Genomic DNA, 13,760 nt, shown 5'->3' with positions numbered 1-13,760 from the left:
TTGTTTGCTGGGGGATGGATGCCTTGCTGTTGAGTCTATTTAATACGTGGTGGGGTGATTTATTCACTCCACCACGTAAACTCCTTTCCCTTTTTCTGCTTTTGCTGATGGTTTTTCTAAACTACCCGACCAAGGTATTGGCTCAAGCTCATCCGTTACGGGTTAGCTTTATTAATCCAGGCTCTGCTCAGGAGAGTTTCTGGGGCGATATAGATAAGCTGATGTTGGTGGCGGCGGCCGAGCTCAACATTGAGTTGGAAATACTGCATGCCAACAGGGATCATTTCAGGATGATAGCCCTGGCACAAGAGTTGGCGGCTCGCGAGCAATTGCCCCGGTATGTCATTTTGGTCAATGAAAAAAATGTTGCCGCAAAAATGCTGGCAGCCTTTGAAGGGCTCCCCTTTAAAACGCTACTGCTGCTCAATGATATTGAGCCCAAGGCGCGTCATTCATTGTTGCAGGAGCCTTATTGGCAGCAGCATTTGCTGCCACCATTGGTTCCGGACAATGAACGAATAGGTTTTCTGACCGCCCAGGCGCTGTTAATGCAAATGGGGAATAAGCGGCAGGGCAAGGTATTATTGATCTCAGGTGACAAGGGGACACCGGCGTCTATCGAACGGACTCAAGGAGCTTTAAACGGTTTTCGGCAGGCGGGGATAGAACCGCTGCAACTCGTCTATGGTCACTGGCAAGAGCAGAGAGCTAGGGTGCAGACCCAGGTGTTGCTGAATCGTTACCCCGGGCTGGAAGGGATTTGGACCGCCAACGATCATATGGCCTTTGGTGCCATTGCGGCATTGGAGGACAAGGGGCTCAGGCCTGGAGAGGATATTTTCATCGCCAGTATCAACACTTCCTCCAAGGTACTTGATTGGCGTAGTCAGGGGCACATCAGTGTCTTGGGCGGCGGTCATTTGCTGGCGGGGGCAGAGGCGCTCATGCGCATCCGTGACGACAGCGAGGCCAGGCCATGGAATGAGAAGGTTCCCCCAATGTTCAGGCTTCTGGTGCCGGGCACTGAGCCTTTCAATCTGCTCGAGCAACGAAATTGGCGGGCACTGCTCGCCTGGTACCAACAGACATCGGAAGTAACGCATTGAAACAAAGCTCCGTCATCAGTCACAAGATGACCCTGGTTATCATAGGTGTCAGTTCATTTTTTGCCTTGGTGACCATGGCGGCCCAGCTGTTCTGGAACTATCAGGATGGCGTTGAAGGCAGCAATCGCAGGTTACATGAATATGTCGAGGCAAATCTGCCCGGCATGGCGCAGGCCATTTGGGATGTGGACCATAAGCTGCTGCGGGACATACTGATTGGCATAGGCATGCAGCCCTATGTTTCCGGCGCGTCTTTGTCCAGTGCCGACGGGATTGCCCTGCAGGTGGGAAATAATCAGGCCCAGGATAATGAGACCTTTCTATTTCCAATCATCTACCGTCAGCAACAGATAGGTGAGCTCAAGGTTCAGCGCAGCCGCAACCAACTCTATTATGAGTTGTGGCGACAGATGATTCTGATCGTCGTGGGTAATGGCTTGAAAACCCTGCTGATGATCTATGTGATCCTGACGCTGGTACGTAGCCTGGTTACCGGAAGATTGGCGGCACTGGCCGCATACGTCAACCGCATAGATTTGGGGCAACCGCGAAAAGTGCCCTTGCCCGATGCGGTTGGTGCGGCGAATCAGGATGAAATTGGCAGTGTCGCCCGCGCCATAGAGCAGATGTATCGACGTATTAGAACCGATTTTGCCCGCAAACGTTGGCAACAGAGACATCTGGCCCGGGGGCAAAGGCAGTTGTCTGAGTTGGTAGAGCTAAGCCATAAGGAGCTGGCTTGGCAGGCCAGAGCCAATGAGTTGTTGGCGGATCTGTCATTACAATTTTTGAAGTTGCAGCCGGGAGAAGTCAATCAGGCCCTGGCCGATGTTGGTCGTCAGATTGCCGAATTGTTTGCTGTCGAACGGGTTGCCTTGTTGGAGATAAAGGAGCAGCAACTCTGCTACCGCAGTGTCTGGAGCCGCCGGGGTGACCCTCAGGCTTCACGCTACATAGATATCAGTGAGTTGAATCGTTTTTCAGAGCAGCTCAACTCCCGCCAGATGATGGTGGTGGAAGATGTGGAAACCCTGAGGCCAGAGGCGGATGCGGAATATCGTCTGCTCAAGCAGTTGCAGTTACGTTCCCTGGCACTGTTTGCCATTACCGATGGTCACGATCTGTTGGGGGTATTGTCGCTGAGTAATGGTCAATCACCTCAGCCGTGGCCGCAGTCCCGCCGTGCCATGCTGACCCAGTTTGCCGCTGCGCTCAATGAACTCTTGGTCAGGGAGCGCAGGGATTTGCAGATGCTGGGGCTGCAGCGGGAGCTGTTGGGGCTGAATCACAAGCTCAAGCAGCTGTCGGAAACCGATGAACTTACCGGGTTGGCCAATCGCCGCCCCTTTACCGAATCCCTGGCGCGGCTGCTGGCCTCGGAAGAAGCCGGTGCACTGATCATGCTGGATGTGGATCACTTCAAGGCCTTCAACGACAGTTTCGGTCATCCGGCCGGTGACGGTGTGCTGCAGCGCCTGGCGCAGACCATGCAAAAAGCGCTTCCTGAATCAGCCTTGTTGGCCAGGGTCGGCGGCGAGGAATTTGCTTTGGTCTTGCCGGGAGTCGACCGCCGGCAAGCCAAGGATTTGGCTGAAACCCTGTTGAATCGAGTCAGGGCGTTGCAGATCTCTCACGCAGCATCGCCAGCAGGCATAGTCACCATAAGTCTTGGGCTGGCACTTCTGCCCCGGGATGAACAGGATTTGAGTGAGGTTATTCGAGTGGCAGACAAGGCGCTTTATCAGGCCAAGCATTTGGGACGCAACACTTGGTTTCTGGCGGAATAACACTTGGTTTCTGAAGGAGTAACACGGGGGATCAGTGGCCGGTGAATGTTTGCAGTAACAGCTGCAGTTCGCCGCTTTTTTCCAATTGGGTTACACCGGTATTGAACTCTTCCAGCAGCGCCATCTTGTGTGGGCTTTGCCTGGAAACCAGCATATAGAAGGGTTCTGGCCGAGTGTTGGGAATGGCTTGCGTTGCCAGCCCTATGACCTGTGGATCGCGATCCATCAGTTTCAAGGTGCCGCTGAAAATCTCCAGTCGTGCCAGAAAGAAGTCACACCGGCCCCGGATCAATAATTCGGGGATCAACGGCAGATCTTTGCTCAGGGACAATGGCTGAGAGTTGTCCCAACCGAAGTTACGATAATTGAAACCACGAATGCCGCAAACTGTGCCAAGCTGTGCCAGCTCGGTCAGTGAGTTGAACCTCAAGCCCTGCGGGAAACGACGCTTGAGAAAGACCACCCCTGGGGTGAGATAGTAATAGGAGCGCGACAGCAGGAACTTTCGCCGTCGCTCGGGATTGGCCGAGGCGCTCATGGCTGCGTCTATCTTGCCCTGTTCCACTTCCAGCATGCACCTTGGCCAGGGAAGGGTGATGATTTGCAGCTGCCAGCGTGGTGGCGTAAACAGCCGATAAAGCAGCTGAATGTCATAGCCGTCACTATCGTGGGTCTTGTAACCATCGACTCTGGAAAAGTAATTGAAGGGGGGAAATTCAGACTCTTCGACACATATCCTTAACTTAATGCCGTTAGAGTCTTCTTCAGCCATTGAAACCGGTGAGATAAGCATCACTGTCAAAAATGCCGCAAACGGATATAATGTGAACTTCATTCCGGTAAAAGAGGCCTGCAATGGGTTTCTTGGAGTATAGCAAAGCCACTCAATTCGCCATGTAATTGTCCATACCGGTAACCAGTTCGCCTTTCTGACCTCCCAGTCATTCCATTTTCGGGCCTGGATAAGGGCACGGCATAGAAGCGCTTTGTAACTAACCTAAGGTGTTGTATGAGTTTATTCGATAATTTGGTGATTATCTTTTGCCTGATCGGAACCAGCTGCTTTTTTTCCATGTCTGAAATTGCTCTGGCCGCATCCCGTAAAATCCGTTTACGGCAGATGGCCGAGGAGGGAGACTTGCGCGCCGAAAAAGTATTGGCGTTGCAAACCACTCCGGGCAGTTTTTTCACCGTAGTGCAGATTGGTCTCAATGCCGTCGCCATCATGGGCGGTATTGTCGGTGAGTCTGCTTTTACCCCTTACTTCGCAGCAGCTTTGGCCCATGTGATCCCTCAGGCTTGGGTCGGACAGCTAAGCTTTGTGTTGTCCTTCGTGCTGGTGACCAGCCTGTTTATTCTGATTGCCGACCTGATGCCCAAACGGGTCGCCATGGCCTTACCGGAGAAAGTGGCGGTTAACTTGGTGAACCCCATGCTGATATGCATCACCCTACTGCGCCCCTTTGTGTGGATCTTCAACGGCATGGCCAACGGTATCTTCAAGCTATTGCAGATCCCCACTGCCCGCAATGATGAGATCACCCCGGACGATATCTACGCCATCATGGATGCCGGCGCCGAGGCCGGTGTGTTGGATAAGGGCGAGCAGCAGATGATAGAGAATGTGTTCGAGATGCAATCTGTCAGTGTTACCTCGGCGATGACCGCCCGTGAGAGCCTGGTGTATTTTCTGCTGCAGGACGACGAAGACACTATCAAGAAAAAAATCGCCGAAGATCCGCACAACAAGTTTTTGGTCTGTGATGGTCAGCTGGACAATATTAAAGGGGTGGTAGACGCCAAGGAGCTGCTGATCCGGGTGATCAACGGTCGCAAGATAGATTTGAAAGATACCTCGTTAGTGCGCAGCAGCCTGATCATTCCCGACACCCTGAGCCTGTCGGAAGCCATGGAGTACTTCCGTCATCACAGGGCCGACTTTGCCGTGGTGATGAATGAATACGCCCTGGTGGTGGGGATAGTGACTACTGACGATCTGCAAAGCGCGGTAATGGGCGCCTGGTCGCTGCATGAAAGTGAAGAGCAGATAGTGCCCCGCGACGCCAACTCCTGGCTGGTGGACGGGGTGACGCCGATAACCGACGTGATGCGTGCCTTTGGTATTGAGGAGTTCCCGCAAAACCAAAACTATGAAACCATCGCCGGTTTTATGATGTATACGTTACGCAAGATCCCCAAGCGCACAGATTCGGTTAACTACGCAGGTTATAAGTTTGAGGTGGTGGACATAGATGCCTACAAGGTAGACCAACTGCTGGTCACCCGGCTCTTGCCTCAGGAAGATCAACTGCCCAAGGATGAAGAGTCACTCGATATTTAAGGTAAGCTCGAAGGGCGTGGCATGCAGACCATCGACTGAGTTATGCATCTTGCAGAGGGCTCAGTCATAGGCGGTAAAGCACGCCCGACTTTCAAAGCCGCGAGCTCGGGACGAGTACTCCAGTGACTCGTCCGCCGCTTAAGCTAAATCACTTCCAGAAACGCACTCACCAAGGGATCCTGGCGCCGCTTGGCCTTGCAGCAGCACCCCAGTTCAAAGGGGGCTATCTCGGCCGGTGAGGCCAGGGTTTTTATCCTCTCGCCCAGTGGACTATTGGCTACCACGACATCCGGAGTGATGCTGACACCGCAGCCCAGAGCCACCATGGGCACTATCGCCTCGTGGCCCGATACCTGGGCATAGATATTGGCCTTGATCCCCATCGCCTTGAACCAGCGTTCGGCCCGTAAACGCCCGGGGCCGTGGTCGGGCACGATAAAGGGCAGTTGCTCCCAGGGAATAGGGTTTTGCGCCAGCAGCGACTGCAATTGACAGTTGATGGTGGGCGCGATAATCGATAGTGGCACCTCTCCTATGGGGGCAAAGTGCAGGCTCGGCGGAAAGTCCTGCGGCAGAGCGGCGATGGCGATATCCGCCCTCTGCTGCTGAATTTCCTGCACCGCATCTGCGGCATCACCTGTGGTGAGTTTGATATCGACCAGGGGCTGCTGGCGGCGAAACTTATCCAATAGGGCCGGCAGGTGGCTGTAGGCGGCTGTGACTGAGCAATAGAGTTGCAATGTGCCCCTCAGCAGCTTTTGCTGCGGATCCAGCTCGCGGCGCAGCTCCTGCCACTGAGTCAATGTCTGGCTGGCGAAGCGGCGAAAGGCTTCGCCTGCGTGGGTCAGGGTAACGCTGCGGTTGTCCCGCTCCAGCAGCTTGCTGCCCACTTCATCTTCCAGCCTTTGCAAGGTGCGGCTTAAGGTTGAAGGGCTGACATGCATCCGGGTGGCGGTGCGGGAAAAATGCAGGGTGTCGCAGAGATCCAGATAGAGTTTTATCGCCCGAATATCCATGCCGTTTTGCCTCTCTTATTGTTGCGTTTTGTGCAACATGACATGCCGAATATATCATTTCAAGCAATTTAAACCATGGGCTATAGTGATTTGCATCACTAAGCCGTTTCGGCTTGGTCCCAGGAATTCGGTTAAACAGGTGGCTAAGATGGCAAATTACTTCAATACCCTGAATCTGCGGCAACAGTTGGCACAGCTGAGCCAGTGCCGTTTTATGGAGCGCAGCGAGTTTGAAAACGGCTGTGACTATATCAAGGACTGGAATATTGTCATCCTTGGCTGTGGTGCCCAGGGGTTAAATCAGGGGTTGAACATGCGTGACTCAGGGCTGAACATCGCCTATGCCCTGCGTAGCGAAGCCATCGCCGAGAAACGCGCCTCCTGGCAGCGAGCCACCGAAAACGGTTTCAAGGTGGGCACCTTCGAAGAGCTGATCCCCGGGGCCGATCTGGTACTGAACCTGACACCTGACAAGCAGCACACTCCAGTGGTCAATGCGGTAATGCCCTTGATGAAGCAAGGTGCGACCCTGTCCTATTCCCATGGCTTCAACATAGTGGAAGAGGGGATGCAGGTGCGCCCGGACATTACTGTCATCATGGTGGCGCCCAAGTGCCCCGGTACTGAAGTGCGTGAGGAATACAAGCGTGGCTTTGGGGTACCGACACTGATCGCAGTGCATCCTGAGAATGATCCCAATGGCGACGGCCTGGAGATAGCCAAGGCCTATGCCAGTGCTACCGGCGGCGATCGCGCCGGCGTGCTGCACTCCTCGTTTATCGCCGAGGTGAAGTCGGATCTGATGGGCGAGCAGACCATTCTCTGCGGCATGCTGCAGACGGGAGCGATTCTGGGTTATGACAAGATGGTGGCCGATGGCGTTGAGCCGGGTTATGCCGCCAAGCTTATCCAGCAGGGCTGGGAAACCATCACAGAGGCGCTCAAGCATGGCGGTATCACCAATATGATGGATCGCCTGTCCAACCCGGCCAAGATCAAGGCGTTTGAGATTGCCGAAGAGCTTAAGGTGTTGCTGACTCCGCTGTTTGAAAAACATATGGACGACATCATCAGCGGCGAGTTTTCCGCCACTATGATGGCCGACTGGGCCAATGACGACGCCAATTTGCTGCGCTGGCGTGAAGATACCAATAACACCGGCTTTGAAAAGGCGCCGACCTGCGCCGAGCAGATAGATGAGCAGACCTATTTCGACAAGGGGATCTTCCTGGTGGCCATGATCAAGGCCGGGGTGGAACTGGCGTTCGATACCATGGTGGATGCCGGGATCATCGAAGAGTCGGCCTATTACGAGTCGCTGCATGAGACGCCGCTGATTGCCAACACCATAGCCCGTAAACGCCTCTATGAGATGAACGTAGTGATCTCGGATACCGCCGAATATGGTTGTTACTTGTTCAACCATGCCGCCGTGCCGCTGCTGCGTGACTATGTCAACGCCCTCTCCCCCGAGGTCCTGGGCGCCGGTCTCAAGGATTCGGGCAATGGGGTTGATAATCTGCGTCTGATCGAGGTCAACGAAGCGATTCGCCATACGGCCGTCGAATATGTCGGTGCCGAACTTCGCGGTTACATGACTGAAATGAAAAGGATAAACCTGCAAGATTGACGTAAGCGTTAGCTTGATTGCCGCCGGCGGCAATCAAGCTGTTTAGGCGAGCCATTGGCGAGGGTGCCATAGCCAAGCCAAGTTGGAAGATTTTCAGGTTGTGAATTTTTTTGTTGTGTTCTGAAAACACTTTATGGTAATGGTTAATAAGTGCGCTGCCAAAGGGCTCGCCAAGCAGATAAATTGAATACAGGAAACTGTCTGAGAAATGTTTAACTTAAGCGCCAAGCTCCTCCTCGTGATTATTACCGTCGTGATTATTCCATCACAGCGGGGGCGGCTCGTGGCGCGACGACAGACCAGATAGGGTCAGAAATTGCAAACAAACCCCCCGCTCCGAAAGGACCGGGGGGTTTGTCGTTTCAGGGCCATTGAAAACTTAAACAGCAGCAAAAATAGGCGAGATAACAAGATGGAACAAGGGCAGAAGATCAGCGGCAGTGAAGCGGTTATCAAGGTATTGGCCGCCCATGGGGTGAACACGGTTTTTGGTTATCCCGGCGGCGCCATCATGCCTATCTACGATGCTCTCTACGACAGCCAGGTCGAACATCTGCTCTCCCGTCATGAACAGGGCGCCGCCTTCGCCGCCGTCGGTTATGCCCGCTCAAGCGGCAAGACGGGCGTCTGCCTGGCCACCTCGGGTCCGGGGGCTACCAATCTGATCACCGCCTTGGCCGATGCGCTGTTGGACTCAGTGCCGCTGGTGGCCATCACAGGCCAGGTTTCCACCTCCGTGATAGGCACAGATGCCTTTCAGGAGATGGACGTGCTGGGCATGAGCCTGTCATGTACCAAACACAGTTTTATGGTGACCCGCGCCGATGAACTGGTTGCTACCCTGTACCGCGCCTTCGAAATCGCCGCCTCCGGCCGTCCCGGTCCTGTGCTGGTGGATATCCCCAAAGACATCCAGCTTGCCCAAGTGGAATACAAGGCGCCGTTGCAGGCGGTGCCCGATGAGCCGGAGCTGGACCGGGCGGCTTTGGCGGAAGCCAACGCCTTGCTGGCGGCCGCGCGCCAACCCATGTTGTACGTCGGTGGTGGCGTCGGTATGGCGGGCGCAGTGGAGCCGCTGCGGGCTTTTATTCAGCGTAGCGGTATTCCTTCGGTGGCAACGCTTAAGGGGCTGGGCGCCATAGCCCACGGCACTCAAGGTTACCTGGGGATGCTGGGGATGCACGGCAACAAGGCCGCCAATCTGGCGGTGCAGCAGTGCGATCTGCTGCTGGTGGTCGGTGCCCGTTTCGATGACAGGGTCACGGGTAGGCTGGAGAGCTTTGCCAGCAAGGCCAAGGTGATCCACCTGGATATCGACGCCGCCGAACTTGGCAAACTGCGCCAGCCGGATGTGGCCATGGATGGGGACTTAAGAAGCATATTGACGCAACTGGCGCCGCAAGCGCTGCAGATAGCGCCCTGGCAGGCGGAAGTCGAGCACCTGCGGGCGCAGCACCAGTGGGATTACGCCCATCCTGGTTCACTCATCTATGCGCCGGCCATGTTGCGTCGTCTGGCCAACAAGCTGCCGAGCGACTCTGTGGTGAGCTGTGATGTCGGCCAGCACCAGATGTGGGTTGCCCAGCATATGCATTTTCGCCGCCCGGAAGATCATCTTTCCAGTGCCGGGCTTGGCACCATGGGCTTTGGCTTGCCGGCGGCCATAGGCGCGCAGATGGCCCGGCCGGATGCCACTGTGGTCACGGTTTCCGGCGACGGCTCTTTCATGATGAATGTGCAGGAGCTGACCACCATCAAGCGTCGTAAACTGCCGGTGAAGATACTTTTGATAGATAACCAGAAGTTGGGCATGGTGAAGCAGTGGCAACAGCTGTTTTTTGAAGAGAGATACAGCGAAACCGACCTGTCCGATAACCCCGACTTTGTTACCCTGGCGTCCTCCTTCGATATCCCCGGACGCACCATCTACTCGGCCGATGAGGTTGAGCAGGCACTGGATGAGATGCTCAGTGCCAAAGGCCCCTTCCTGCTGCACGTCGCCATAGACGATGCCTTTAATGTCTGGCCGCTGGTTCCCCCCGGCGCCTCCAACTGTGAAATGATGGAACAAACGGAGAAGCGATCATGATCCATAATCTGGAATTGACCCTGGAACAACGCCCCGAAGTACTGGAACGTGTATTGCGGGTAACCCGCCACCGCGGCTTTACCGTCCGCGATATGCATATGACACTGGCCGAGGATCAGCGCCTGCAGCTGGCAATGGCGGTCGACAGTGACAGAGCCATAGAGCTGCTGAGTCGTCAGTTGACTAAGCTGGTAGACGTGGCCCGCTGCACTGTGCGGCCCGCAAGCAGCCTTTCCCGTACCGTCAACGGCTAACCAAGAATCATCAGAATAAGCGTAAGGAATTGAGCAATGCCCAAACTCAGATCAGCAACCAGTACCGAAGGTCGCAACATGGCCGGAGCCCGAGCCCTTTGGCGTGCCACAGGGGTCAAGGAAGGCGACTTCGGTAAGCCCATTATCGCCATTGCCAATTCCTTCACTCAGTTTGTTCCCGGTCATGTGCATCTGAAAGACATGGGCTCCCTGGTGGCATCGGCCATCGAAGAGGCCGGCGGCATCGCCAAAGAGTTCAACACCATAGCGGTCGATGACGGCATCGCCATGGGCCATGGCGGCATGCTCTATTCCCTGCCTTCCCGTGAACTGATTGCCGACAGCGTCGAATATATGGTCAATGCCCACTGCGCCGATGCTCTGGTGTGTATCTCCAACTGCGACAAGATCACCCCCGGCATGTTGATGGCGGCGCTGCGGCTCAATATCCCCGTGGTATTTGTCTCCGGCGGGCCTATGGAAGCGGGCAAGACCAAACTGTCCGATAAACTTATCAAGCTGGATCTGGTGGATGCCATGGTGGCGGCGGCCGATGACAGGGTATCCGATGCCGACAGCGAGAAAATCGAACGCAGCGCCTGCCCAACCTGTGGCAGCTGCTCCGGCATGTTTACAGCCAACTCGATGAACTGCCTGACCGAGGCGTTGGGGCTGTCGCTGCCGGGCAACGGCTCCATGTTGGCGACCCACAGTGATCGACGCGAACTGTTTCTGGAGGCGGGCAGAAGAGTGATGGCGCTGGCCAAGCGTTACTACTCGGATGATGATGCCTCGGTATTGCCGCGCAATATCGCCAACTTCAAGGCGTTCGAGAATGCCATGACCTTGGATATCGCCATGGGCGGTTCTTCCAACACTGTGCTGCACCTGTTGGCGGCGGCTCAGGAAGCCGAAGTGGATTTCACCATGACGGATATCGACCGTCTCAGCCGCAAGGTGCCGCACCTTTGCAAGGTGGCACCTTCGACCGCTAAATACCATATGGAAGATGTCCACAGAGCCGGTGGCGTAATGGGGATCTTGGGTGAGCTGGAACGCGCCGGTTTATTGCATACTGATGTTAACCATGTGGCTTCCGATGATGGCTCGCTTGAGTCTGTGCTGGCCAATTATGATGTGATGCGCACCGAGTCTGCGAAGGTAAAAGACTTCTTCCGCGCCGGTCCCGCGGGGATCCCTACTACCCAGGCCTTCAGCCAGGATTGCCGCTGGACATCACTGGATACAGATCGCCGCGAAGGTTGTATCCGCAGCCGCGAGTTTGCTTTCAGTCAGGAAGGGGGCTTGGCGGTACTGTCCGGTAATCTGGCCGAGCATGGCTGCATAGTGAAAACCGCCGGGGTGGATGAATCCAACCTGAGGTTCAAAGGCGTGGCTAGGGTATATGAGAGCCAGGACGAGGCCGTTGCCGGGATCCTCGGCGGTGAAGTGGTCGCCGGGGATGTGGTGGTTATTCGCTACGAAGGCCCCAAAGGTGGCCCTGGCATGCAGGAGATGCTTTATCCCACCAGTTACCTCAAGTCCCGCGGTTTGGGCAAGGCCTGCGCCTTAATCACAGATGGCCGCTTCTCCGGCGGTACGTCCGGGCTGTCCATAGGCCATGTGTCACCGGAAGCCGCCTCAGGGGGCACTATCGCCTTGATTGAAAATGGCGATGCCATTGAAATCGATATCCCGGCCCGCAGCATCACGCTTAAGCTGAGCGATGCTGAGCTCGCCCGGCGCCGTGAGGCGATGCAGGCCAAGGGGCCTTTGGCCTGGAAGCCGTTGGCACGGGTGCGCCCTGTGTCGCTGGCGCTCAAGGCTTATGCCATGTTGGCCACCAGTGCCGACAAGGGCGCCGTGCGCGATCGCACTAAGTTGGAGGGCTAGTATGTTGGCGCTGGCATCCAAGAGTCAGCTGTCGCTGGCCAACTATTATCTACAGAAGATCCTCTTGTCCCATGTCTATGATGTGGCGCGGGTTACCCCGCTGTCGAGTCTGAACAAGCTGTCGGCCCGTTTGGGCTGCCAGGTGTTTCTCAAGCGCGAGGATATGCAACCGGTACACTCGTTCAAGCTGCGCGGCGCCTATAATCGTATCGCCGCCTTGAGCCCCGCTGAGTGCGAAAACGGAGTGGTATGTGCCTCGGCCGGTAATCACGCCCAGGGTGTTGCCATGTCGGCTTCGAGTCGCGGGGTCGACGCCGTGATAGTGATGCCTACTACCACCCCGGACATCAAGATAGATGCGGTGCGCCGCCTCGGCGGCAATGTGGTGCTTCATGGGCAGTCGTTCGATCAGGCCAATCAGTATGCCATGGCGTTGGCCCAGGATGAGGGGCGGGTGTTTATTCCCCCCTTCGATGATGAGGCGGTGATCGCCGGGCAGGGCACGGTTGCCCAGGAGATGCTGCAGCAGCAAAGAGATCTTGAAGTGGTGTTTGTGCCAGTGGGTGGCGGTGGCTTAATCGCCGGAATTGCCGCTTACTACAAAGCCGTAATGCCTGAGGTGAAGATCATCGGCGTCGAGCCGGAAGATGCCGCCTGTCTCAAGGCGGCGCTGGAAGCCGATGAACCTGTGACGCTGGAGCAGGTGGGATTGTTTGCCGATGGGGTGGCGGTTAAGCGTATAGGTCAAGAGCCTTTTCGATTGGCGCGGGAATATGTCGATGAAGTGGTGACTGTCAGCTCAGATGAAATCTGCGCCGCGGTCAAGGATATCTTTGAGGATACCCGCGCCATTGCCGAACCGGCCGGTGCTTTGTCGCTGGCCGGGCTAAAAAAGTATGTCGGTGACAAGGGCAAGGGCGAGAAATTGGCGGCGATTCTCAGCGGGGCTAATGTGAATTTTCACAGCCTGAGATATGTGTCTGAGCGCTGCGAACTGGGCGAGCATAAAGAGGCGGTGCTGGCAGTGACCATTCCGGAAAGGCCTGGCTCCTTCCTGCATTTTTGTGAACTGCTGGAGCGGCGGGTGATGACAGAGTTCAACTACCGTTTCAGCGGGCGCGATCGCGCCGTGGTCTTTGCCGGGATCCGTCTTAGCGAAGGTGTCAGCGAGCTGCAGGCGATTATCTCATCTCTGGAGAGTGCCGGTTTTGCGGTGCAGGATCTTTCTGCCGATGAAGCGGCCAAACTGCATGTGCGTTATATGGTGGGCGGCTTGCCACCCGAGCCTTTGGAGGAAAAACTGCTCAGCTTTGAATTCCCGGAGCATCCGGGGGCATTGCTGCAGTTTCTCACGACGTTGAAGAGCAAGTGGAACATCAGTCTATTTCACTATCGCAACCATGGCGCCGCCTTTGGGCGGGTGCTGGCCGGCTTTGAAGTGCCCAAGGCCGATGAAGCCGCCTTTGGTCGGTTTCTGGATGAGTTGGGGTTTGTCTGTCAGGACGAGACGGATAACCCCGCCTACCGGCTGTTTCTGGCGCGCCCAGGCCAGTGAGATCCTGAAAGGGAAAAGGTCGACTGTCTTCGCCAAAAGCAGGGGCAGTCCGGCGGTCAGTTTTATGCTATGGTCTTGAGTTATTATTC

10 protein-coding genes are annotated in these 13,760 nt (G+C 55.8%); 8 read left to right on the top strand and 2 right to left on the bottom strand.

The window, feature by feature from the left end:
- The first annotated feature begins 107 nt into the window (after positions 1-107).
- Positions 108-1,106, top strand: a complete 999-nt coding sequence (locus E1N14_RS19915) for an ABC transporter substrate-binding protein (protein ID WP_162173425.1) — start codon at positions 108-110, stop codon at positions 1,104-1,106.
- Positions 1,103-2,893 (top strand): sensor domain-containing diguanylate cyclase, encoded by a 1,791-nt coding sequence (locus E1N14_RS19910; RefSeq protein ID WP_051546934.1) that lies wholly within the window; start codon positions 1,103-1,105, stop codon positions 2,891-2,893. The genes E1N14_RS19915 and E1N14_RS19910 overlap by 4 nt, the downstream gene beginning before the upstream one ends.
- A 31-nt stretch (positions 2,894-2,924) precedes the next feature.
- Here E1N14_RS19910 and E1N14_RS19905 read toward each other — a convergent pair whose 3' ends face one another.
- Positions 2,925-3,728, bottom strand: coding sequence for a substrate-binding periplasmic protein (locus E1N14_RS19905; protein WP_025010073.1), 804 nt, complete (start codon positions 3,726-3,728; stop codon positions 2,925-2,927).
- Between the two features lie 174 nt (positions 3,729-3,902).
- Here E1N14_RS19905 and paeA point away from each other — a divergent pair, with 174 nt between their 5' ends.
- Positions 3,903-5,234, top strand: coding sequence for a polyamine export protein PaeA (gene paeA, locus E1N14_RS19900; RefSeq protein ID WP_025889658.1), 1,332 nt, complete (start codon positions 3,903-3,905; stop codon positions 5,232-5,234).
- A gap of 143 nt (positions 5,235-5,377) precedes the next feature.
- Here paeA and ilvY read toward each other — a convergent pair whose 3' ends face one another.
- Positions 5,378-6,250, bottom strand: a complete 873-nt coding sequence (ilvY, locus tag E1N14_RS19895) for an HTH-type transcriptional activator IlvY (RefSeq protein ID WP_025010072.1) — start codon at positions 6,248-6,250, stop codon at positions 5,378-5,380.
- Positions 6,251-6,398: 148 nt separating this feature from the next.
- Here ilvY and ilvC point away from each other — a divergent pair, with 148 nt between their 5' ends.
- The 5 genes from ilvC (at position 6,399) to ilvA (ending at position 13,671) form a co-directional block, all read left to right on the top strand.
- Positions 6,399-7,880 (top strand): ketol-acid reductoisomerase, encoded by a 1,482-nt coding sequence (gene ilvC / locus E1N14_RS19890; RefSeq protein WP_062793632.1) that lies wholly within the window; start codon positions 6,399-6,401, stop codon positions 7,878-7,880.
- Between the two features lie 412 nt (positions 7,881-8,292).
- Positions 8,293-9,969: an acetolactate synthase 2 catalytic subunit gene (ilvG, locus tag E1N14_RS19885; protein ID WP_025010071.1), complete on the top strand. Its 1,677-nt coding sequence runs from the start codon at positions 8,293-8,295 to the stop codon at positions 9,967-9,969.
- Positions 9,966-10,223, top strand: coding sequence for an acetolactate synthase 2 small subunit (gene ilvM / locus E1N14_RS19880; protein ID WP_025010070.1), 258 nt, complete (start codon positions 9,966-9,968; stop codon positions 10,221-10,223). Before ilvG ends, ilvM begins: the two co-directional genes overlap by 4 nt.
- 36 nt (positions 10,224-10,259) lie before the next feature.
- Positions 10,260-12,116: a dihydroxy-acid dehydratase gene (gene ilvD, locus E1N14_RS19875; RefSeq protein WP_062793631.1), complete on the top strand. Its 1,857-nt coding sequence runs from the start codon at positions 10,260-10,262 to the stop codon at positions 12,114-12,116.
- A gap of 1 nt (position 12,117) precedes the next feature.
- Positions 12,118-13,671 (top strand): threonine ammonia-lyase, biosynthetic, encoded by a 1,554-nt coding sequence (gene ilvA / locus E1N14_RS19870; protein WP_025010069.1) that lies wholly within the window; start codon positions 12,118-12,120, stop codon positions 13,669-13,671.
- Positions 13,672-13,760 lie beyond the last annotated feature (89 nt).

It is taken from the genome of Shewanella algae (genome assembly GCF_009183365.2).
Taxonomy (GTDB): domain Bacteria; phylum Pseudomonadota; class Gammaproteobacteria; order Enterobacterales; family Shewanellaceae; genus Shewanella; species Shewanella algae.
Note: the sequence above shows the minus strand (reverse complement) of the source record. Positions and strands in the feature narration are given on the sequence as shown.

What these genes read in the sequence shown, in the direction of transcription:
- E1N14_RS19915 (WP_162173425.1), top strand. Translation starts at nt 108, where the DNA reads ATGGTTTTTCTAAACTACCCGACCAAGGTATTGGCTCAAGCTCATCCG.
- E1N14_RS19905 (WP_025010073.1), bottom strand. Translation starts at nt 3,728, where the DNA reads ATGAAGTTCACATTATATCCGTTTGCGGCATTTTTGACAGTGATGCTT.
- paeA (WP_025889658.1), top strand. Translation starts at nt 3,903, where the DNA reads ATGAGTTTATTCGATAATTTGGTGATTATCTTTTGCCTGATCGGAACC.
- ilvY (WP_025010072.1), bottom strand. Translation starts at nt 6,250, where the DNA reads ATGGATATTCGGGCGATAAAACTCTATCTGGATCTCTGCGACACCCTG.
- ilvC (WP_062793632.1), top strand. Translation starts at nt 6,399, where the DNA reads ATGGCAAATTACTTCAATACCCTGAATCTGCGGCAACAGTTGGCACAG.
- ilvG (WP_025010071.1), top strand. Translation starts at nt 8,293, where the DNA reads ATGGAACAAGGGCAGAAGATCAGCGGCAGTGAAGCGGTTATCAAGGTA.
- ilvM (WP_025010070.1), top strand. Translation starts at nt 9,966, where the DNA reads ATGATCCATAATCTGGAATTGACCCTGGAACAACGCCCCGAAGTACTG.
- ilvD (WP_062793631.1), top strand. Translation starts at nt 10,260, where the DNA reads ATGCCCAAACTCAGATCAGCAACCAGTACCGAAGGTCGCAACATGGCC.
- ilvA (WP_025010069.1), top strand. Translation starts at nt 12,118, where the DNA reads ATGTTGGCGCTGGCATCCAAGAGTCAGCTGTCGCTGGCCAACTATTAT.